This is a genomic window from Streptomyces sp. A1277, from assembly GCF_004795015.1.
In the GTDB taxonomy this organism is placed as follows: domain Bacteria; phylum Actinomycetota; class Actinomycetes; order Streptomycetales; family Streptomycetaceae; genus Streptomyces.
The window spans coordinates 74811-95448 of record NZ_SSBI01000029.1 but is presented as its reverse complement, the minus strand read 5'-3'; the positions used below and the strand labels follow the sequence as shown (position 1 = coordinate 95448).

Below are 20638 nucleotides of genomic sequence, written 5' to 3'. Positions count from 1 at the left end.
ACCTGCCGAAGCAGGCCGGGGTATCAACATATCTGGCGTTGACTTTTGGCACGCTGTTGAGTTCTCAAGGAACGGACGCTTCCTTTGTACTCACCCCTGCGGGCTTTCCTCCGGGCGCTTCCCTTCGATCTTGCGTTTCCGACTCTATCAGACTCTTTCGTGTCCGATTCCCGGTCGAAGCGGGTCGTGCCTTTTCGCTTTCCAGTTCTTCGCTTTCGCGTTTCCCTTTCCGGCGGCTCCGACTTTATCAGAAGTTCTGAGTCGGAATTCCCGCCCCCCTGCGGGAGCATCGCGACGCACGAGTGCGCGGGCTGCTTCCCGGTGAGGCGGAGACGTAAACGTACTGGAGCGGAGCGCCCCGATGCAAATCGGGGGCTCCGCTCCGGAGTTCGCGCCTGTCGGAGGGTCAGACCTCGACGACGACGGGGAGGATCATCGGGCGCCGGCGGTAGGTGTCGGAGACCCACTTGCCCACCGTGCGGCGGATCAGCTGCTGGAGCTGGTGGGGCTCCATCACGCCGTCCTGGGCCGACTTGTTGAGCGCCTCTTCGACCTTCGGCACGACCGCGGTGAACGCCGAGTCGTCGATGCCGGAGCCGCGGGCCTGGATGTGGGGACCGCCCACGATCTTGCCCGAGGTGCTGTCGACCACCAGGAACACCGAGATGATGCCCTCGTCGCCGAGGATGCGACGGTCCTTGAGGGAGGTCTCCGTGACGTCGCCGACCGAGAGGCCGTCGACGTACACGTACCCGGCCTGGACCTTGCCGACGATCTTGGCCTTGCCGTCGACGAGGTCGACCACCACGCCGTCCTCGGCGATGACGATGTGGTCCTTCGGTACCCCGGTGAGGGCGCCGAGTTCGGCGTTGGCCCGCAGGTGGCGCCACTCGCCGTGCACCGGCATCAGGTTCTTCGGCCGGCAGATGTTGTAGAAGTACAGGAGCTCGCCGGCCGAGGCGTGGCCCGAGACGTGGACCTTGGCGTTGCCCTTGTGGACGACGTTGGCGCCCCAGCGGGAGAGGCCGTTGATCACGCGGTAGACCGCGTTCTCGTTCCCGGGGATCAGCGACGACGCCAGGATGACCGTGTCGCCCTGGACGATGCGGATCTGGTGGTCGCGGTTGGCCATCCGGGACAGGGCCGCCATCGGCTCGCCCTGTGAACCGGTGCAGACGAGCACGACCTCGTCGTCCGGCAGGTCGTCCAGCGTCTTGACGTCCACCACGAGTCCCGCGGGCACCTTGAGGTACCCCAGATCACGGGCGATGCCCATGTTCCGGACCATCGAGCGCCCGACGAAGGCGACCCTGCGGCCGTACTCGTGGGCCGTGTCCAGGATCTGCTGGATGCGGTGCACATGGCTGGCGAAGCTCGCCACGATGATGCGCTTCTGCGCATTGGCGAAGACGGTGCGCAGGACGTTCTGGATGTCCCGCTCGGGCGGGACGAAGCCCGGGACCTCGGCGTTCGTGGAGTCGGAGAGCAGCAGGTCGATGCCCTCCTCGCTCAGCCGGGCGAAGGCGTGGAGGTCGGTGAGGCGGCCGTCCAGCGGGAGCTGGTCCATCTTGAAGTCACCTGTGGCGACGGCCATGCCCGCGGGCGTGCGGATGGCGACCGCGAGGGCGTCCGGGATGGAGTGGTTGACCGCGACGAACTCGCAGTCGAAGACGCCGATGCGCTCACGCTGCCCCTCCGCCACCTCAAGGGTGTACGGGCGGATGCGGTGCTCCTGGAGCTTGGCCTCGATGAGCGCGAGGGTCAGCTTGGAGCCGATGAGCGGGATGTCCGGCTTCAGGCGCAGCAGGTACGGGACACCGCCGATGTGGTCCTCGTGGCCGTGCGTGAGGACGATGCCCTCGACGTCGTCGAGGCGGTCCCGGATGGTCGTGAAGTCGGGAAGGATCAGGTCGATCCCGGGCTGCTCCTCCTCGGGGAAGAGGACGCCGCAGTCGACGATGAGCAGGCGGCCGCCGTACTCGAAGACCGTCATGTTGCGGCCGATCTCGCCGAGGCCGCCGAGCGGGGTGACCCGCAGGGCGCCCTTCGCGAGCTTCGGCGGGGTGCCGAGTTCAGGATGCGGATGACTCAAAAGACTCTCCTTACCACGCGCGCCACGTACCGCTTGGGCACGTGGCGCGCATGTCATTCGTGCACTTGCTGTTGTCTTGGGCCGTGCTGTGGCGCGGTTTTCTCCGCGTGTTCAGTTGTGACGCGTATGCAGTTGTGAAGTCGGTTGTCAGAGCTGTACCCCGCCGGCGGCGAGGTCGATCTTGAGCTGTGCCGTTTCCTGGGCGGTGAGCTCCACCAGGGGCAGGCGCAGGGGGCCGGCCGGGAGGCCCTGGAGCGTCAGCGCGGCCTTGGTGGTGATCACGCCCTGGGTGCGGAACATGCCGGTGAAGACCGGCAGCAGCTTCTGGTGGATCTCCGTGGCCTTCTGGACGTCTCCGCCGAGGTGGGCCTCGATGAGGGCCCGCAGCTCGGGAGTGACGACGTGGCCGACGACGGAGACGAGGCCGACCGCGCCGACCGACAGGAGCGGGAGGTTCAGCATGTCGTCGCCGGAGTACCAGGCGAGGCCCGATCGGGCGATGGCCCAGCTCGCGCGGCCGAGGTCGCCCTTGGCGTCCTTGTTCGCGACGATGCGCGGGTGCTCGGCCAGCCGGACGAGCGTCTCCGTGTCGATCGGCACCCCGCTGCGGCCGGGAATGTCGTAGAGCATCACCGGCAGTCCGGTGGCGTCCGCGATGGCGGTGAAGTGCCGCAGCAGGCCCTCCTGCGGGGGCTTGTTGTAGTACGGCGTCACAGCGAGGAGGCCGTGGACGCCGCTGCGCTCGGCGGTGCGGGCGAGCTCGACGCTGTGGCGGGTGTCGTTGGTCCCGATGCCGGCGACGATGTGTGCCCGGTCGCCCACTGCTTCGAGGACCGCCCTCACGAGCTGGTCTTTCTCCGCGTCGCTGGTGGTCGGTGACTCGCCGGTGGTGCCGTTGATGATCAGGCCGTCGTTGCCTGCGTCCACCAGGTGGGTGGCGAGCCGCTGCGCGCCCTCGATGTCGAGAGCGCCGTCCGCCGTGAACGGCGTGACCATAGCGGTGAGGACCCGCCCGAAGGGGGTCTGCGGAGTGGAGATCGGAGCCATGGGTAACACGCTACTCGTTGCTCGGCGCACGGTGCCCCCTCGGGGGGACAAGCAAGAGGAGCCCGGCACTGCCTGCTCGGGGGTTCAAGCAGTGCCGGGTCCGTTTGATCAGCCTAGATGAACTTCACGAAACGCCGCAATACGGACACCGCCCTATGGGGCGACACGTCCGTTTTTGTTGAAGGCTGCATGGGTGAGCGGCATGAGCCGCGCCCAGTGCGCCTCCATCTGTTCGCCGACCATCTCGATCTCCCGCTGCGGGAACGACGGCACCTTCGCCATCTCGTGTTGCGTACGCAGGCCGAGGAAGTGCATCAGCGAGCGCGCGTTGCAGGTGGCGTACATCGTGGAGAACAGGCCGACCGGGAGGACCGAGCGGGCCACCTCGCGGGCCACGCCCGCGGCCAGCATCTCCTGGTACGCGTCGTAGGACCGCCGGTAGGACTCCTCCATCGCCCGGCTGGTCAGCGCGTGCTGCTCCGGGGTGCCCTCGACGAACTCGTACTTGCCGGGGCGGCCCTGCTGGATGAGCTTGCGGGACTCTCCGGGGACGTAGAAGACCGGCTCCAGCTCCCTGTAGCGGCCCGATTCCTCGTTGTACGACCAGCCGACGCGGTGCCGCATGAACTCGCGGAACACGAAGATCGGGGCGCTGATGAAGAAGGTCATCGAGTTGTGCTCGAACGGGCTTCCGTGCCGGTCCCGCATCAGGAAGTTGATGAGCCCCTTCGAACGCTCGGGGTCCTTGGTGACCTCCTCCAGGGACTGCTCGCCGGCCGTGGAGACACGGGCTGCGAACAGTACGTCGGCGTCACCCGCGGCGGATTTCACCAGGTCAACGGTGACATCGCTGCGGAAGTGGGCCTTTGTGGGCTCGGGGGTGTCGGTCACCGACGGGTCCTTCCAATGGTGTCGCTCGGGCGGCGTCCACTTTACGGGCCGCGAACCGGGACCCCCGCCTCCGCGTCTGCCCGGTGGCTTTCTTGTGATTTCCCCGGGCGAACCGGCGATTCGGGGCACCGATCGGGCCCGCCGTACGTCTGACTCAGTAGCACCACCCGAAAGAGAATTCAAGGAGAGCCACCTCATGTTCCGCCGGCGTGAATCCGTCCCGTTCTCGTTCGTCGCCGAGGCCGACCGGTTCCGCAGTAACGTCACACCGCCTCCGCGCCCCCGCAGCACCGTCTCCGAGCGGGCCGGAAGCGTCCTGGTCGGTCTCGCCGTCGTCGGTGGACTCGTCGGGGCACTGCTGCTCGGGCTGCCCGCGCTGGCCCCCGAGAAGTCACCCGCGCACAGCCAGCAGACCGAGGCCGCGCACGCGCGCTGACCCGGACGGACCCCCTGGGGTGGTCCGGCCGGGCACCTGCTCGGTAGCCTCACCGGGCACAGCAATCGAGCGTGCTTGTGAGTGAGGATCAGTCGTGCCCCTGCCCTTCCTGACGGCCGACCGCGCGTTTGACGCGGACGCTGAGGACGTCGCGCTGCCGTTCGACGACCACGACAGCTGGCGGCGGCCCTACCGTCCCGGTCCGTGGCGGGTCGCCGCCGCGGCCGGTCTGCTGCTGCTCGCCTCGTTCATCCTGTTCGCGGGGATGATCACCGCGTTCGCCGGGGCGCTGCCCGGGGCGGGCGCGTGCTTCGCGCTCGCCCTGGCGATCATCCTGTGCGCGCTGCGGATGCTGCGCATCGGCGCCTGGGTGAGCCGGCACGGGGTGCGCCGTGTGAGCTTCTTCCGGACGACGACCGTGCCGTGGAGCGGGGCCACCGCCGTGCGTACGGTGCAGCAGCCGGTGAAGTGGCTCGGGCTCCCCCGTACGGTGCAGGGCCAGGCGCTGATCGTCGTCCGCAAGGGCGGGGACGCGGTGCCGCCGCTGCTCACCGACTCCAACGCGGATTTCCTTGCGCGGGGGGAGGCGTTTGATCGGGCCGCCGACACGATTGAGGCGTGGGGGGACGAGTACCGGCAGCGGTAGCGGTAGCGGTAGGTCGTGCGTGGCCGTCCGGCGAGTGGGGTGTCCTCAATCGCCGGACGGCTCTTTTTTGTCCTCAAACGCCGGACGGGCTGGAATGGTCGTCGGACGGGCTGGACTGTTCGCCGGACGGGCTGGAGTGGTCGCCGGGCGGGCTGGGCTTGGGTGTGGCCGCGTGCAGGGCGATTGCTCGTTGCATGGCCTTGCGGGCTCGGGGAGTGTCGCGGGCGTCCTGGTAGGCGACGGCCAGGCGGAACCAGCAGCGCCAGTCGTCGGGGGCGTCCTCGGTCTCCTCGCGGCGGCGGGCGAACACCGCGTCGGCTGAGTCCCGGTCGATCCGGCCGCTGGGCGTACGCAGCAGCTCGTCGACCGGCAGGCCGCCCTCGGCGTCCAGCTCGGCGGCCAGGGCGTTGGCCCTGCGGACGAACTGGGTGTTCTTCCACAGGAACCAGACGCCGATCGCCGGCAGGACCAGTACGGCGATCCCGAAGGTCACCGTGATGAGGGTGCCGTGCTCGATGAGCAGGACGCCGCGGCTGCCGACCAGGACGAAGTAGAAGACGAGGACGACGGCGGTGACGACGTAAGTGATCTTTGCGCGCATGGCGGGCCAGTCAGTTCAGGTCGAGGAAGTGTTCCAGGCCGAACGTGAGGCCGGGAGTGGTCACCACGCGGCGGGCGCCGAGCAGGATGCCCGGCATGAAGCTGCTGTGGTGCAGGGAGTCGTGCCGGATGGTGAGGGTCTCCCCCTCGCCGCCGAGCAGCACCTCCTGGTGGGCCAGCAGGCCGCGCAGGCGGACCGAGTGGACCGGGATGCCGTCGACGTCCGCGCCGCGCGCCCCGTCCAGTGCCGTGCTGGTGGCGTCCGGCTGGGGGGCGCAGCCCGCCTCGCGGCGGGCGTCGGCGATGAGCTGGGCGGTGCGGGCGGCGGTGCCCGAGGGGGCGTCGGCCTTGTTGGGGTGGTGGAGCTCGATGACCTCGACGGACTCGAAGTAGCGGGCCGCCTGCTGGGCGAACTTCATGGTGAGGACCGCGCCGATGGAGAAGTTCGGTGCGATGAGCACACCGGTCTCCGGGGATGCGGAGAGCCAGGTGTTGAGCTGCGCGAGCCGTTCGTCGGTCCAGCCGGTGGTGCCGACCACCGCGTGGATGCCGTGGCCGACGCAGTAGTCGAGGTTGTCCATCACCGACGCGGGGGTGGTGAGCTCGACGGCGACCTGGGCGCCGGTCTCCGCCAGGGTCTCCAGCTTGTCGCCCCGGCCGAGTGCGGCCACCAGCTCCAGGTCGTCGGCGGCCTCGACGGCTCGTACCGCCTCGGAGCCGATACGGCCGTTGGCGCCGAGAACGGCCACGCGCAGCTTGCTCATTGCTCTGCTTCCTTACGGGAGGATTTAGGCGACCGCTTCGTGGAGGCGGCCGGCCTGCTTGTCCTTGAGCGGTCCGATGACGGACAGCGAGGGGCGGTGTCCGAGGATCTCGCCCGCCACCGAGCGGACGTCGTCCGGTGTCACCTCGCCGATACGGGCCAGCATGTCGTCGACCGACATCTGCTCGCCCCAGCACAGCTCGCTCTTGCCGATGCGGTTCATCAGCGCGCCGGTGTCCTCCAGGCCGAGGACGGTGGAGCCGGAGAGCTGGCCGATGGCGCGGCCGATCTCCTCGTCGCTCAGTCCGTCCGACGCGACCCGGTCGAGCTCGTCGCGGCAGATCTTGAGGACGTCGTGCACCTGGCTGGGCCGGCAGCCCGCGTACACGCCGAACAGGCCGCAGTCCGCGAAGCCGGAGGTGTACGAGTAGACGCTGTAGGCGAGGCCGCGCTTCTCCCGTACCTCCTGGAAGAGGCGGGAGCTCATACCGCCGCCGAGGGCGGTGTTGAGGACGCCGAGGGCCCAGCGGCGCTCGTCGGTGCGGGCCAGTCCCGGCATGCCGAGGACCACGTGGGCCTGCTCGGTCTTGCGGCCCAGCACCTCGACCCGGCCGGCGGTGCGCAGGGCGCGGGAGCCCTCGCGGGGCGCGGTGGGGACGGCGTCGGTGCGGGTGAGGGCACCGGCTCGTTCGAACGCCTTGCGGACCTGGCGTACGACGGTGGCGTGGTCGATGTTGCCGGCGGCGGCCACGACCAGGCGGGTGGGGTCGTAGTGCTTCTTGTAGAAGCGGGCGATCTGGCCGCGGTTCAGGGCGTTGATCGTGTCGACCGTGCCGAGGACGGGGCGGCCGAGCGGGGTGTCGCCGAGCATCGTGTGCGCGAACAGGTCGTGCACGCAGTCGCCCGGGTCGTCCTCCGTCATCGCGATCTCTTCGAGGATCACGCCGCGTTCGGCGTCGACGTCCTCGGGGGCGATCAGCGAGCCGGTCAGCATGTCGCAGACGACGTCGATGGCCAGCGGCAGGTCCGTGTCGAGGACCCGCGCGTAGTAGCAGGTGTACTCCTTCGCCGTGAAGGCGTTCATCTCGCCGCCGACCGCGTCGATGGCGGAGGAGATGTCGAGGGCGCTGCGCTTGGCGGTGCCCTTGAAGAGGAGGTGTTCGAGGTAGTGCGTCGCGCCGTTCAGGGCGGGGGTCTCGTCGCGTGATCCGACGTTGGCCCAGATGCCGAAGGTCGCGGAGCGTACGGAGGGCAGGGTCTCGGTGACGACGCGGAGGCCGCCGGGGAGGACCGTGCGGCGCACGGTGCCGATGCCGTTGCTGCCCTTGAGGAGCGTTTGGGTACGGGCGACGGCCCGCCCCTCGGAGGAGGGGCGGGCCGTCGTCGCGGAACTACGGGACGTCACTTGTCGGTGTCGTCCTTCTTCTCGTCCTCTTCACCCTCGATGACGGGGATGAGGGAGAGCTTGCCGCGGGAGTCGATCTCGGCGATCTCGACCTGGACCTTGGCGCCGACGCCGAGCACGTCCTCGACGTTCTCCACGCGCTTGCCACCGGCGAGCTTGCGGATCTGCGAGATGTGCAGCAGGCCGTCCTTGCCCGGCATGAGCGACACGAACGCACCGAAGGTGGTGGTCTTGACGACCGTACCCAGGTAGCGCTCGCCGACCTCCGGCATGGTCGGGTTGGCGATCGCGTTGATCGTGGCGCGGGCGGCCTCGGCCTGCGAGCCCTGCTGGGCACCGATGTAGATGGTGCCGTCGTCCTCGATCGTGATGTCGGCGCCGGTGTCCTCCTGGATCTGGTTGATCATCTTGCCCTTGGGGCCGATGACCTCACCGATCTTGTCCACCGGGATCTTGACGGTGATGATCCGCGGGGCGTTCGGGGACATCTCGTCCGGGACGTCGATGGCCTCGTTCATCACGTCGAGGATGTGGAGGCGGGCGTCACGGGCCTGCTTCAGCGCGGCGGCCAGGACCGAGGCGGGGATGCCGTCGAGCTTGGTGTCGAGCTGGAGCGCGGTCACGAACTGCTTCGTACCGGCGACCTTGAAGTCCATGTCACCGAACGCGTCCTCGGCACCGAGGATGTCGGTGAGGGCGACGTAGTGGGTCTTGCCGTCGATCTCCTGGGAGATCAGGCCCATGGCGATGCCGGCGACGGCGGCCTTGAGGGGCACACCGGCGTTCAGCAGGGACATGGTGGAGGCGCAGACCGAGCCCATGGACGTCGAGCCGTTGGAGCCCAGCGCCTCGGAGACCTGGCGGATCGCGTAGGGGAACTCCTCGCGCGACGGCAGGACCGGCACGATGGCGCGCTCGGCGAGCGCTCCGTGGCCGATCTCGCGGCGCTTGGGCGAGCCCACGCGGCCGGTCTCGCCGACGGAGTACGGCGGGAAGTTGTAGTTGTGCATGTAGCGCTTGCGGGTCACCGGGGAGAGGGTGTCCAGCTGCTGCTCCATGCGGAGCATGTTGAGGGTGGTGACGCCCAGGATCTGGGTCTCGCCACGCTCGAACAGCGCCGAGCCGTGCACGCGCGGGATGGCCTCGACCTCGGCGGCGAGCGTACGGATGTCCGTGACGCCGCGGCCGTCGATGCGGACCTTGTCCTTGATGACGCGCTCGCGGACCAGCTTCTTGGTCAGCGCGCGGTAGGCACCGGAGATCTCCTTCTCGCGGCCCTCGAAGGCCGGGAGGAGCTTCTCGCCCGCGATCTCCTTGATGCGGTCGAGCTCCGCCTCGCGCTCCTGCTTGCCGGCGATGGTGAGCGCCTTGGAGAGCTCGGTGCTGACGGCCTTGGTGAGCGCCTCCAGGACGTCGTCCTGGTAGTCGAGGAAGACCGGGAACTCACCGGTGGGCTTGGCGGCCTTGGCGGCGAGGTCGGACTGGGCCTTGCAGAGCGCCTTGATGAAGGGCTTCGCGGCTTCCAGACCGGCGGCGACGACCTCTTCGGTCGGGGCCTCGGCGCCGTCCTTGACGAGCTGGATGGTCTTCTCGGTGGCCTCGGCCTCGACCATCATGATCGCGACGTCGCCGTCCTCCAGGACGCGGCCGGCGACGACCATGTCGAAGACGGCGTCCTCGAGCTCGGTGTGCGTCGGGAAGGCGACCCACTGGCCCTTGATCAGGGCGACGCGGGTGGCGCCGATCGGGCCGGAGAAGGGCAGGCCCGCCAGGATCGTGGAGGCGGAGGCGGCGTTGATCGCGACCACGTCGTACAGGTGGTCGGGGTTGAGCGCCATGATCGTCTCGACGATCTGGATCTCGTTGCGCAGGCCCTTGGTGAAGGAGGGGCGCAGCGGGCGGTCGATCAGGCGGCAGGTGAGGATCGCGTCCTCGGAGGGGCGGCCCTCCCGGCGGAAGAAGGAGCCGGGGATCTTGCCTGCGGCGTACTGCCGCTCCTCGACGTCCACCGTGAGGGGGAAGAAGTCGAGGTTGTCCTTGGGCCGCTTGGAAGCGGTGGTGGCCGACAGCACCATGGTGTCGTCGTCCAGGTACGCGACGGCGGAGCCTGCGGCCTGCTTGGCAAGGCGGCCCGTCTCGAAGCGGATGGTGCGGGTGCCGAAGGTTCCGTTGTCGATAACGGCCTCGGCGTAGTGGGTCTCGTTCTCCACTAGTGAATTCTCCATACTCGTCGTCTTTCGTCCCGGCGCCCGTGTGGCGTCGGACGGAGCGGAGAAGCGCGCCGTGTGTGCGGGGCCGGTCTTCGATCGAAGCTCCCGGGCGTTGTCCCGGGGGCCACTACCGAGGACCGGCGGCGGCCGTGGGGCGCCTCTCCTCGTCTGTTGTTGTACGTCCAGGTTACTGAGGTTGCCCCCGGTACCGCACGTACGGCAAAGGGAGCGGCCCCCTGAGTGAGGGAACCGCTCCCTTGCGCAGCGTCCTTACTTGGCGCCGCCGGCCGCACCGCGGCGGATGCCGAGGCGGTCGACGAGCGCACGGAAGCGCTGGATGTCCTTCTTGGCCAGGTACTGCAGGAGGCGGCGACGCTGGCCGACCAGGATCAGCAGACCACGGCGGGAGTGGTGGTCGTGCTTGTGCGTCTTGAGGTGCTCGGTGAGGTCCGAGATGCGGCGCGAGAGCATGGCGACCTGAACCTCGGGGGAACCGGTGTCGCCCTCCTTCTGCGCGAACTCGGTCATGATCTGCTTCTTCGTAGCGGCGTCGAGCGGCACGCGGTACTCCTCTTGGTCTTCGATGCGCCCACGAGTGCCCCTGGTCTGGTTCTCAGGGGAGCTTGGGTGACTCGGGAGCGAGGGTCCGATGAGCGCAGTTCCCAGAGCGAACCGGGAACGCGTACACAAACGGCCACAGCCAGACTACCAGCCGCCCGGACCGGCCCCGACGGGTGTCAGCCGGTGAGCGCCCTCGCGCGGGCGAAGAGGTCGAGGACGGCGAGGCAGAGCGGTACGAGGGAGAGCAGGAGCGCGCTCTCGGCCAGGTCCAGGCACCTCCCCCAGAACGGGGTCAGGCCCTTGCGCGGGACGGTCACCCCGGCGGCGGTGAGGAGTACGGCGCCCGCGACGAGGCCCGCGCACATACCGGCGGCAGGGAGGTGCGCGGCCGGACCGGCGCCGTGGGAGGTCAGGGCGAGGCCGGCGACCAGGGCGGCGAGCGCGCCGATGCCCGCCGTGAGCAGGCACAGGACCTGGGCGGTGTAGCGGAAGAGGCGGGCGCGCAGCAGGAGCGCGAGCCCCGCGGCGAGGGCGAGGAGCCGGCCCCAGGTGTCGCCGGAGCAGCCGAGTACGGCGGCGGCCGCCGTGACCAGGCCCGCGCAGCCGCCGGCCAGGCCGAGCAGCAGTTCGTGGCCGCGCCGGGCCCGGTCCGCGACGAGGCGGGCGTCGACGGGGGCGGCGCGCGGGCCGGAATCGGGGTCCGGGTCCGTATCGGCGAGGGGGTCGGCGGGGTCCGGCGGGGCGTGTCCGATGGGGAGCCGGGCGAAGCGGGCGGAGAGGCCGGGCAGGAAGGCGATGAGGCCGAGGGCGGCCGGGGCGCAGACGGCGGCGGTCCGGGTGGCGGAGGTTTCGGTGAGGATCGCGGCGAAGGCCGCCAGGGCGCCCGCGCCGGAAAGGAGGGCCGCGCCGACGAAGGGGGCGTCGCCGCGCGGGGCGAGCGCGGTCAGGACGGTGGCGGCGACCAGGACGGCGGCGCAGCCGAGCAGGAATTGCAGCCGCCCCGGTCCCCGGCCGGGGTCGGGGGCGATGAGGCCGGAGCCGGCGAGGAGGACGAGGGGCAGGGCGCCGAGGCCGAGTGCGGTGGCGGTGACGCGGTCCGCGTAGACCCGGGCGCGTACCCCCGCGACGGTGATCAGCAGCAGTCCCGCGGTGCCGGCGACGACGCCGGGCAGGCCGTGCATGGCGTGGTCCGGGGCGGCCTGCCACAGCACGAGGGCCGCGAGGAGGAGGAGCAGCGCGCCGGCCGCCGGGGCCGCGCCGCGCAGCAGGTCGTCGCTCCACAGGTGGCGGTCGCGCCCGGCCGAGGCGATGGCGTCCGCGACGTCGTCGAAGACGGGTGGGGGCAGCGAGGCGGCGAAGGGGCGCAGGGTGAGGAGTTCGCCGTCCAGGACGCGTTGGGCCGCGAGGGTGCGGTCGCCGTGCAGGACCGTGCCGTCGAGGCGTACGAGGTGGTAGCCGGTGGGGGCGGTGGTGGTCCGGGGTCTGCCGGTGAGGCGCAGGATCTCCGGCCAGATGTCGGCGGCGGCGATGTCCTCGGGCAGGGCGACGTCGATCCGGCTGTCGGGGGTCACGACGGTCACCCGGCAGAAACCGGTCGTTGCGGTCGGACTCACGTGTCGGGGGCCCCTGTTCGTCGCTGGTCGGCGGTGTCCGCACGATGGGCGGGCCACCCTATCGGGCGGAAAGGGGCGAAGGGTGACAGCGCATAGGATCACGGACCCTCGAAGGCCGGTCGCCGGCAGGTGAGGCACCGGTGTCCGGTGCGGCCGCGCCCGCCTTCCGCCCGTCCGCACCGAAGGATTGATGCACCGGTGAGCCAGATCGTCGTGAAGCGTCCGCCACGGGACGTGCCGCCGGAAGTTCCCTCGAAGGAAGTGTTGTTGGAGCCGCCCCCGGTGCTGCCGCGCGGGCAGCGGGAGGGGGTGCTGATGCAGCTCCTCCCGGTGCTGGGCATGGGTTCGTCGGTGGTGTTCTTCTTCTCGCCGCAGGCGCCGCCGTTCATGCGGGTCATGGGTGTGCTGATGCTGGTGTCCACGGTGGCGATGGTGGGGGCCCAGGTGGTCCGTCACCGGCGGGGGACGCAGGGGCGGACGGCGGACGTCCGGCGCGACTATCTCGCGTATCTGGCGCGGACCCGGCGCGAGGTGCGGCGGACCGCGCGGGCGCAGCGTGACGCTCTGCTCCATGTGCATCCCGCCCCGGACCAGTTGTGGTCGGTGGTCGCGGACGGCCGGCGGGTGTGGGAGCGGCGGGCGGGTGACGCGGACTTCGCTCTGGTGCGGGTCGGGCTCGGTGAGCAGGGGCTTTCGACGCCGTTGTCGGTGCCGGAGAGTGCGGCGGGTGAGCCGGAGCCGGTGTGCGCGGCGGCGGTGCGGCGGTTCGTTGGGGTGCACGGCCGGCTGGAGGGGCTGCCGTTGTGCGTCTCGCTGCGGGAGGCGTACCGGGTGCGGGTGGGGGGTCAGGAGGGGCCGGCCCGTTCGGTGGCGCGGGCGTTGCTGGCCCAGTTGGTGACGCTGCACTCGCCGCGGGACCTGGTGGTGGCGGTCGTGGCGGCGCGGGGTGCGGTGGGGTGCTGGGAGTGGGTGAAGTGGCTGCCGCACGTGCAGGTGCCGGGCGAGGTGGACGGTGCCGGTACGAGGCGGCTGTTCGCGTACGACGCGGCGGGCCTGGAGCCCTTCCTGAGCGGCCTGCTGGAGGGGCGGCCGCGCTTCGGTACGGAGGGTGCGCCGTTGCCGGACCGGCCGCATGTGGTGGTGGTCCTGGACGGGGTCCGGGCGTCGGCGGGTTCGGTGCTCGCGGCGGCGGGCGGGACGCAGGGGGTGACGGTGGTCGAGGTGGCGCCGGGTGAGCGGGAGGGGGCGCGCGGCGGTCTGTCGGTGGTGGTGCGGTCCGGTCGGCTGCGGGTGGAGAGGGGGCCGGACGAGGCGTACGAGGGGGCTCCGGACGGGCTCTCGCTGCCGGCGGCGGAGGCGTTGGCCCGGCGGCTGGCCCCGCTGCGGCCCGGCGGGCGTGAGGGTGACGAACCGCTGCTGGCCGAGCTGGACTTCACCGATCTGCTGGATCTGGGCGACGCGGGCGCGGTCGATGTGGAGCGGACCTGGCGGCCGCGCCCGGTGGCGGAGCGGCTGCGAGTGCCCATCGGGGTGGGTGAGGACGGCGGCCCGGTGGTGCTGGACCTGAAGGAGTCGGCGCTCGACGGGATGGGGCCGCACGGCCTGTGTGTGGGGGCGACCGGTTCGGGGAAGTCGGAGCTGCTGCGGACGCTGGTCCTCGGGCTGGCGGTCACCCATCCCTCCGAGACGCTGAACTTCGTGCTCGCGGACTTCAAGGGCGGTGCCACGTTCGCCGGGATGGCGGGGATGCCGCATGTGGCGGCCGTCATCACCAATCTGGCCGACGACCTCGCGCTGGTCGACCGGATGGGCGACGCGCTGCGCGGCGAGTTGCAGCGCCGCCAGGAGCTGCTGCGGGCGGCGGGCAACTTCGCCGGTGTGCACGACTACGAGAGGGCGCGGGCGGCGGGCGCGCCGCTCGAAGCGCTGGCCACGCTGGTGCTGGTCATCGACGAGTTCTCCGAACTGCTCACCGCCAGACCCGACTTCATCGACGTGTTCATCCGGATCGGCCGCATCGGCCGGTCGCTGGGCGTCCATCTGCTGCTGGCCTCGCAGCGGCTGGAGGAGGGCAGGCTGCGCGGCCTTGAGACGTATCTCTCGTACCGGATCGGGCTGCGGACGTTCTCGGCGGAGGAGTCGCGGGCTGCGCTGGGCGTGGCGGACGCGTACGAGCTGCCGCCGGTGCCCGGTTCGGGGTTCCTGAAGGCGGGGACGCGGGAGATGACGCGGTTCAAGGCGGCGTACGTCTCGGGTCCTTACCGGCCGGGCGGCTCGGCCGGCGCTGAAGGGCCGGGCGCGGCCGGGCCGGTGGCGGCTCTGTTCGACGCGCTGCCGGTGCCGGAGGCGGACGCGCCGGCCGCCGCGGTCGCTCCCCCGGCCGCCGGGGCGGACGCCCTCGCCGACACCGTGCTCGATGTGGTGGTGCGGCGCCTGGAGGGACAGGGGGTGCCCGCCCATCAGGTGTGGCTGCCGCCGCTCGACCGGGCCCCGGCGCTGGACCAGCTGCTCCCGGATCTCGCGACGGACCCGGAGCGCGGATTCACCGCCGCGGTGGACGGCGGGCCCGGCGGCCTGACCGTCCCGCTCGGGCTGGTCGACAAGCCGTTCGAGCAGCGGCGCGAGGTGCTGTACCAGGACTTCTCCGGTGCGACGGGGCACCTGCTGGTGGTCGGCGGGCCGCGGTCCGGCAAGTCGACGGTGCTGCGCACGCTGATCATGTCGTTCGCGCTCACCCACACACCGCGCGAGGTCCAGTTCTACGGGCTCGACTTCGGCGGTGGCGCGCTGGCGTCGCTCACGGGGCTGCCGCACGTGGGCCAGGTCGCCTCCCGGCTGGACCCCGAGCGGGTGCGGCGCACGGTCGCCGAGGTGGCGGGGGTGCTGCGGGGCCGCGAGGAGCTGTTCCGTGCCCGGGGCACCGGCTCCATGGCCGCGTACCGGCGCGAACGCGCCGAGGGGGAACGGCCGGGCGAGCCCTGGGGGGACGTCTTCCTGGTCATCGACGGCTGGGGCGGCTTCCGTACCGAGTACGACGAGCTGGAACCGGTCGTCACCGACATCGCCGCGCGCGGGCTGGGCTACGGGGTGCACGTGGTCCTCACGGCCGCCCGCTACCTGGAGGTGCGGGCCGCGCTGAAGGACCAGCTCCTCGGGCGGCTCGAACTGCGGCTCGGTGACGTGTCGGACTCGGAGTTCGACCGGAAGGCCGCCGCCCAGGTGCCCGCCGGGGTGCCGGGCCGGGGCCAGGTGCCCCAGGGGCTGCACTTCATGGGCGCGCTGCCGTGCGCGGGCCCGGCGGACGGTGCGGGCGGCCCGGGTGACGGCACGGCCGCGCTGGTCGAGCGGGTGCGGGCCCACTGGCCGGGTCCGGGCGCGCCCGCCGTGCGGCTGCTGCCGGCCGTACTGCCCGCCGATCAGCTGCCGAAGGGGGACGAGTTCCCCCGGCGGGGCGTCGCGATCGGGATCGCCGAGACGGATCTGGAACCGGTGTTCGCCGATTTCGACACCGATCCGTTCTTCCTGGTGTTCGGCGAGGGCGAGTCGGGGAAGACGGCTCTGCTGCGCCTGCTCGTCCGGCAGATCGCGCGCCGCCACTGCCCCGATGAGGCGAAGCTCGTCGTCGGGGACTACAGGCGGGGGCTGCTGGGCGCGCTGCCGGAGGGCCATCTGCTGGAGTACGCGCCGACTCCGGACGCGCTGCGGACCCATATGGAGGCGCTGGCCGGGGTGTTCGCGCGCCGCCGTCCGCCCGCGGACGTCACGCCGCGGCAGTTGCGGGAGCGCAGTTGGTGGACGGGGCCGCGGATCTTCGTCGTCATCGACGACTACGACCTGGTCGCGACGGGTACGGGCAGCCCGCTGGCCCCGCTGGCGGACTGCCTGCCGTTCGCCCGTGACGCGGGGGTGAGGTTCGTCGTCGCACGCAGCTCCGCGGGGGCCTCGCGGGCGATGTACGAGCCGTTCATGCAGCGCGTCAAGGAGTTGGGCGCCCAGGGGGTGGTGCTGTCGGGCGACCCGGCGGAGGGCGATCTCATCGGCGCGGTGCGCGGGCGTCCCATGCCGCCGGGGCGCGGGTACTTCGCCACCCGGCGCGGCGGCGGCCGGCTCGTCCAGACCGGCTGGCTGCCGGAGCGGGACCGGTGACCGCCGGGCGCCCCGGTGGACGGTTCACGGGCGGGCGCGGGCGGATCGGCGGACCGGGCCCCCCGGCGCCTTCGTGCCTGTACGGTGCCGTGCAGAGGCATGCACGGAAAGGAACCCTCACGATGGGCACGCAGGCGGAGAAGGACGAGCTGTACGCACTCGACATCTCGGGGGTGGAGTGGCTGAGTGCGCCGGGCACCGAGCAGGACGAGGAGCGCGTCGAGATCGCGCATCTTCCCGGCGGGGCGGTGGCCATGCGGTCCTCGCTGGACCCGGACACCGTGCTCCGGTACACGGAGGCCGAGTGGCGTGCGTTCGTCCTGGGCGCCAGGGACGGCGAGTTCGACCTGAAGTAGTCACGCCCGGGTACGCCGGAGGGGCACGTTCGGGTGAACGTGCCCCTCCGGCGCACCCGCCCGGCAGCTGTTGTTCAGTACGCCTCGGTGAACAGGCGCGAGGCTCTGAGGTCCGTGGCCCGGTAGTGGTCCTTGCCGGTCTCGATGATCCGGGCGACCTCTTCCAGCCGGCTCTTCATGTGGTCGGCCTTGTCCCGGTACTTGTGCTGGAGCGTCACGTATTCGGTGTGGGCTCGGCCCTCCCAGGTGTCGGTGACGACCTTGAGCGCGCCGTCCATCTCCTCCAGGTCCTGGCAGATGTTCCGTGACACCGCGCGGATGCGGTTCGCCACCTCCTGGACGCTCTCGTACCTGACCTTGGTGTGCGGGTCGTGCCCCATCGGGGGCCTCCTCTGATGGTGTCGGGGGGAACGGTTTCGCTTCCCTTGTCCGGGGGAACGGCGGGCGTTTCAGACGCCGTTCAGGGCGGAGGCGCTGCCCGTGGCGGCCGGCTCCCGCACCGCGCGGAAGGCGGCGCGGACCTCTTCGTCGTTGGCGTTGCTGAGGTTCCTGGTGCCGTCCACGGCGTGCAGCAGTACGCCGAGGAGGCGCCGGATCTCGTCGTGGTCCTCGTTGACGACGAGCTGGGCGGAGGTGAATCCGGAGGCGCCCGCACCGGTCCAGCCGGCTCCGACCGTCGCGAGGATGTCCGCCAGTTCCCGGGACTGCCGGGACACCGCCTCGGCGGTGTGGACGATCTTGTTCCTGGCCTGGACGACCGGATCGTCGGCAAGCGCGAATCCACCCGCGGGGCTGGTCATACGAGGGTCCTCTCTCTGGGGCCGGTCAGCCGGATCAGGCTAGCCAGTGCGCCCTTCCGTCCCCGCCCGTCCGGCGGCCCCGCCCCGGGTCCGCGGGGCGGGGCGGGCAGGGCCGCCGGGCACGTGTCGCGCGGCGCCGGCTCAGGTCGCGGGCGACGGCCGCCGCGCCCGCCACCGCGCCGGTCAGGAGGGCCGCGAGGGCCATGGCACAGACGGCGTAGCGGCGGTCGCGCCGTTGCGGGGTCTCCCCCGTCGAGAGGGGCGCGGGGTCGGGTTCCTCGGCCCCTGCGGGCGGCGCGTCGGGGTGCGGGGCGTCCTGCGGGGCGTCGTCGCCGGACAGTGCGCGGACCGGGTCGACTACACCCCATCCGACGAAGTCGTCACGGCCGTTGACGGAGCGTTCCGCGGTCTGTTCGATACGGGCGACGACCTGCGCCGCCGTCCAGCGCGGGTACTTGGCGCGCAGGAGCGCGGCGACCCCGCTGACGTACGGGGCGGAGAAGCTGGTGCCGCTCCGCGCGCAGTGGCCGTGACCGGGGACCGTGGAGACGATGTCGACGCCGGGGGCGGCGACGTCGACGAAGTGCCCGGGCCGGGAGAAGGGTGCGCGTTCGTTGTTGCGGTCTGACGCGGCGACGGCGAGGACGCCGTCGAAGGCGGCGGGGTAGGTGGGCGTACGGGTGCCGTCCGCGCCGTTGTTGCCCGCGGACGCGACGACCACGATGCCCCTGCCGACGGCCTCGGCCACCGCCCTCCCGAGGACCGAGCCGGCGGTCTGCGGCCTCACTGTCTCCTGCGAGATGTTGATGACCTGGACGTGCTGCGCGACGGCGTGGAGGATCGCCGCGGCCATCGAGGCGTCCGTGCCGTTGTCGTGCGCGTCGTTCTGGCGGACCGGGACGACGGTCGCCTCGGGCGCGAGCCCCACGAAGCCGGTGCCGGCACGGGGGCGGGCGGCGATGATGCCGGCGACCTCGGTGCCGTGGCCGACCGTGTCGGCGGTGCCGTCGCCTCCCCGCCCCAGCGTGTCGGCGCCCGCCGACGCGTCGACCGCGGTGATGAGCTGGGGGTGGGTGTCGTCCACCCCGGTGTCGATGACGGCGACCCGGACGCCCTTGCCCCGGGTGTCGTGCCACAGCTCGTCCAGGAGCACGCGCTGCAGCGACCAGGGGCGGCCCTCGAACTGCCGTTCCGCCGGGAAGGCGCACGCACCGCCGACCGGTCCGGTGGCCGCTCGCGCGGGCTGGGGCGCGGCAAGGGCCGCCAGCGCGGCGAGGCCCGCCCCCAGTCGCACGCTCATCCGGTACGCCATCCTTCCGTTCCCCTTCCGGCCGTCAGGAACCCTGCGGGCGGCGGGCGCTGTTGGTGTCGAGTCGTGGTCCGCGCGGCAGGAACTCCGACCACGCCGCCGGTACGAGGGCGGGCGTCACCTTCCCGTAGCCGAGCCGGATCTGCGCCTGGTTGACGCGGGGACGGGCGGCTGAACCGTCTGAGCCCTCCGGGACTCCTGGATCGCCTTCACCGCCGAACACGCCACCGGTCGGAGTGTCTTCCGGGCCGCCGGTGGCGCCGATCGCGGAGTGCCCGGCATCGCTGTCGCCGTTCCCCTGAACCGCGTACCGCAGTCCGGTGTCCGTCACCAGGAAGAGTGATCCGTCGGGCTGTGTCTGCCGGCCCCGCACCTGGGTGTAGAGGAGCCCGCTGCCGGGGGTGACGTACGTGCTCGTTCCGCCCGCGCCGATGGGTACCGGGTATGTGGTGCCCGCCCAGGTGCTCAGCGTGGTGCGGCCCCGGCCGTCCGCCCCGCGGAGCACGGCGCAGACGGTGTTGCGGCGCGCGGTGTCGGCCCGGGCGGCCCTGCGGGCGGGCCAGTGGACGGGCTGGCCCGCGAAGGGCACGGGATCGGGTACGAAGTCCTGGAGGCCGGCGGGGTACGCCTCGCCCGCCTGGCCGAGGGCGGCGGTCTGCGGGGAGTTGATCAGCAGCCAGGCGGTGAACTCCGAGATGTGCTGGACCCTTCCGCCGAGCACGACGTAGTACGCCGTACCTTCGCCGGTCCGGGTCCGCAGCACCGCGCCGATCCGGTTCTCGCGTGCGGACAGGTGTCCCTCGATGTGCGCGGGCGCGCCGATCCCGCCGGGGATCACCGGGAAGGCGACCGGGGCGCCGTCGTGCAGGGTGGCGAGCCAGTCGCCGGTGACGTCCTGCGGCCGGGCGCCGCCGACCAGGGCATCGGTGAGGTGGCCGAGGTCGGCGGGCCTCTCGTCGAGGCGGTACTTGGTGCCCCGGGCGTCCACCAGGTACCGGGTGCCGCGCGGGTCGCGGACGTAGAGCGTCTCGCCGCCGCTCAGCCGGTTCGCGCCCTCGGTCAGCCCGTGGTCGCGGGCGGCGAGGACGAAGGCGGCCTTCTGCACGCCGGCCCCGTCGCCGCCCGGCCGCTCGCACACCGCCCAGCGCTTGGGGGTGCCCGCGTCCTCCTGTCCGGGAAGGCGGTCGGGGGCGTACGGGATGCCGAGGACCGGTCCGCGCGTGGGCCCGCCCGCGTCGAGGACGTCGTCGGCGACCTGCACGACGCCGTAGTCGTCCGGATCGAGCAGCAGCCGGGCGGACGCGAGGTTCAGGACGGGGTGCAGCCGGGTACGGCGATGCGGGCCCCTGCCCGTGGTGAGCACCACGTAGCGGGTGGTCGACGTCTTGCCGACGATCACCTTGGCGCCGGGGCTGTCCCAGCCCTGTGGTGCGACCGGGCGGAACATGCCGTAGGCGCCGGACCCCGCGAGGAGCAGGGCCCCGGCGACGAGGCCCGGCACGACGGCGCGTAACGGGCGTGGAGCGCCCTCGTCGGAGCCGGCGGAAGAGGGCTGGAGGAACGCCGCCACGGCACGCCTCTTCGCAAATGTGTACGCGTTGAGCTCGTCCTGTCGCGTCACCATGGCCCGTCCCGCCTCCCCTGTCCGCCCGCGCCGCACCCCGGCGGGCACCTGCGCGCACACTCCGGCGGGGGCTCCCGCTGTCGGCCCTACTATGCCCGCCGGGATCGGGCGCGGCACGGGGGCCGGTACGCTGTGCCGT

At 71.8% G+C, this 20638-nt stretch carries 17 protein-coding genes; 4 read left to right on the top strand and 13 right to left on the bottom strand.

All coding sequences use genetic code 11. From position 1 onward, the window contains the following. Nucleotides 1-406: 406 nt before the first annotated feature. From E6R18_RS20385 to thyX, 3 genes are all read right to left on the bottom strand, one after another. Nucleotides 407-2092: a ribonuclease J gene (locus E6R18_RS20385; protein ID WP_136318329.1), complete on the bottom strand. Its 1686-nt coding sequence runs from the start codon at nucleotides 2090-2092 to the stop codon at nucleotides 407-409. A gap of 147 nt (nucleotides 2093-2239) precedes the next feature. After that, nucleotides 2240-3139: a 4-hydroxy-tetrahydrodipicolinate synthase gene (gene dapA / locus E6R18_RS20380; RefSeq protein ID WP_136318328.1), complete on the bottom strand. Its 900-nt coding sequence runs from the start codon at nucleotides 3137-3139 to the stop codon at nucleotides 2240-2242. Between the two features lie 153 nt (nucleotides 3140-3292). Continuing rightward, the gene (gene thyX / locus E6R18_RS20375) at nucleotides 3293-4030 is read right to left on the bottom strand and encodes an FAD-dependent thymidylate synthase (protein ID WP_136318327.1); all 738 of its coding nucleotides are present in this window, start codon (nucleotides 4028-4030) and stop codon (nucleotides 3293-3295) included. 196 nt (nucleotides 4031-4226) lie between these two features. Here thyX and E6R18_RS20370 point away from each other — a divergent pair, with 196 nt between their 5' ends. Both E6R18_RS20370 and E6R18_RS20365 read left to right on the top strand, forming a co-directional pair. After that, the gene (locus E6R18_RS20370) at nucleotides 4227-4466 is read left to right on the top strand and encodes a hypothetical protein (RefSeq protein ID WP_136318326.1); all 240 of its coding nucleotides are present in this window, start codon (nucleotides 4227-4229) and stop codon (nucleotides 4464-4466) included. Nucleotides 4467-4560: 94 nt separating this feature from the next. Next, the gene (locus E6R18_RS20365; protein ID WP_136318325.1) at nucleotides 4561-5112 is read left to right on the top strand and encodes a hypothetical protein; all 552 of its coding nucleotides are present in this window, start codon (nucleotides 4561-4563) and stop codon (nucleotides 5110-5112) included. Nucleotides 5113-5185: 73 nt separating this feature from the next. On the opposite strand, the gene E6R18_RS20360 is transcribed toward E6R18_RS20365, so the two are convergent. The 6 genes from E6R18_RS20360 to eccD all read right to left on the bottom strand — a co-directional run bounded on the left by E6R18_RS20360 (nucleotide 5186) and on the right by eccD (nucleotide 12264). Next, complete coding sequence (locus E6R18_RS20360) at nucleotides 5186-5713, bottom strand: tetratricopeptide repeat protein (RefSeq protein WP_136318324.1); 528 nt, start codon at nucleotides 5711-5713, stop codon at nucleotides 5186-5188. Nucleotides 5714-5723: 10 nt separating this feature from the next. Then, the gene (dapB, locus tag E6R18_RS20355) at nucleotides 5724-6476 is read right to left on the bottom strand and encodes a 4-hydroxy-tetrahydrodipicolinate reductase (protein WP_136318323.1); all 753 of its coding nucleotides are present in this window, start codon (nucleotides 6474-6476) and stop codon (nucleotides 5724-5726) included. A 24-nt stretch (nucleotides 6477-6500) separates the two neighbouring features. After that, complete coding sequence (locus tag E6R18_RS20350; RefSeq protein ID WP_136318322.1) at nucleotides 6501-7880, bottom strand: pitrilysin family protein; 1380 nt, start codon at nucleotides 7878-7880, stop codon at nucleotides 6501-6503. Next, nucleotides 7877-10090, bottom strand: a complete 2214-nt coding sequence (locus tag E6R18_RS20345; protein WP_136318338.1) for a polyribonucleotide nucleotidyltransferase — start codon at nucleotides 10088-10090, stop codon at nucleotides 7877-7879. The genes E6R18_RS20350 and E6R18_RS20345 overlap by 4 nt, the downstream gene beginning before the upstream one ends. Nucleotides 10091-10360: 270 nt before the next feature. Next, nucleotides 10361-10651, bottom strand: coding sequence for a 30S ribosomal protein S15 (gene rpsO / locus E6R18_RS20340; RefSeq protein WP_018551846.1), 291 nt, complete (start codon nucleotides 10649-10651; stop codon nucleotides 10361-10363). Nucleotides 10652-10827: 176 nt separating this feature from the next. Continuing rightward, nucleotides 10828-12264: a type VII secretion integral membrane protein EccD gene (gene eccD, locus E6R18_RS20335; protein ID WP_136318321.1), complete on the bottom strand. Its 1437-nt coding sequence runs from the start codon at nucleotides 12262-12264 to the stop codon at nucleotides 10828-10830. 198 nt (nucleotides 12265-12462) lie between these two features. On the opposite strand from eccD, the gene eccCa reads away from it, so the two are divergent. Together eccCa and E6R18_RS20325 are read left to right on the top strand one after the other, a co-directional pair. After that, the gene (gene eccCa / locus E6R18_RS20330; RefSeq protein WP_206308333.1) at nucleotides 12463-16410 is read left to right on the top strand and encodes a type VII secretion protein EccCa; all 3948 of its coding nucleotides are present in this window, start codon (nucleotides 12463-12465) and stop codon (nucleotides 16408-16410) included. A gap of 122 nt (nucleotides 16411-16532) precedes the next feature. Beyond that, the gene (locus tag E6R18_RS20325; RefSeq protein ID WP_018551844.1) at nucleotides 16533-16766 is read left to right on the top strand and encodes a DUF397 domain-containing protein; all 234 of its coding nucleotides are present in this window, start codon (nucleotides 16533-16535) and stop codon (nucleotides 16764-16766) included. 74 nt (nucleotides 16767-16840) lie between these two features. Here the strand turns inward: E6R18_RS20325 and E6R18_RS20320 are convergent, their stop codons facing one another. The 4 genes from E6R18_RS20320 to eccB all read right to left on the bottom strand — a co-directional run bounded on the left by E6R18_RS20320 (nucleotide 16841) and on the right by eccB (nucleotide 20499). Then, the gene (locus E6R18_RS20320) at nucleotides 16841-17146 is read right to left on the bottom strand and encodes a WXG100 family type VII secretion target (protein ID WP_136318320.1); all 306 of its coding nucleotides are present in this window, start codon (nucleotides 17144-17146) and stop codon (nucleotides 16841-16843) included. Between the two features lie 69 nt (nucleotides 17147-17215). Continuing rightward, nucleotides 17216-17566: a hypothetical protein gene (locus E6R18_RS20315; protein ID WP_136318319.1), complete on the bottom strand. Its 351-nt coding sequence runs from the start codon at nucleotides 17564-17566 to the stop codon at nucleotides 17216-17218. A 34-nt stretch (nucleotides 17567-17600) separates the two neighbouring features. Next, nucleotides 17601-18866: a type VII secretion-associated serine protease mycosin gene (mycP, locus tag E6R18_RS20310; protein WP_240799792.1), complete on the bottom strand. Its 1266-nt coding sequence runs from the start codon at nucleotides 18864-18866 to the stop codon at nucleotides 17601-17603. A gap of 34 nt (nucleotides 18867-18900) precedes the next feature. Next, on the bottom strand, nucleotides 18901-20499 hold the full coding sequence (eccB, locus tag E6R18_RS20305; RefSeq protein WP_136318317.1) for a type VII secretion protein EccB: 1599 nt from the start codon (nucleotides 20497-20499) through the stop codon (nucleotides 18901-18903). Between the last annotated feature and the right edge of the window lie 139 nt (nucleotides 20500-20638).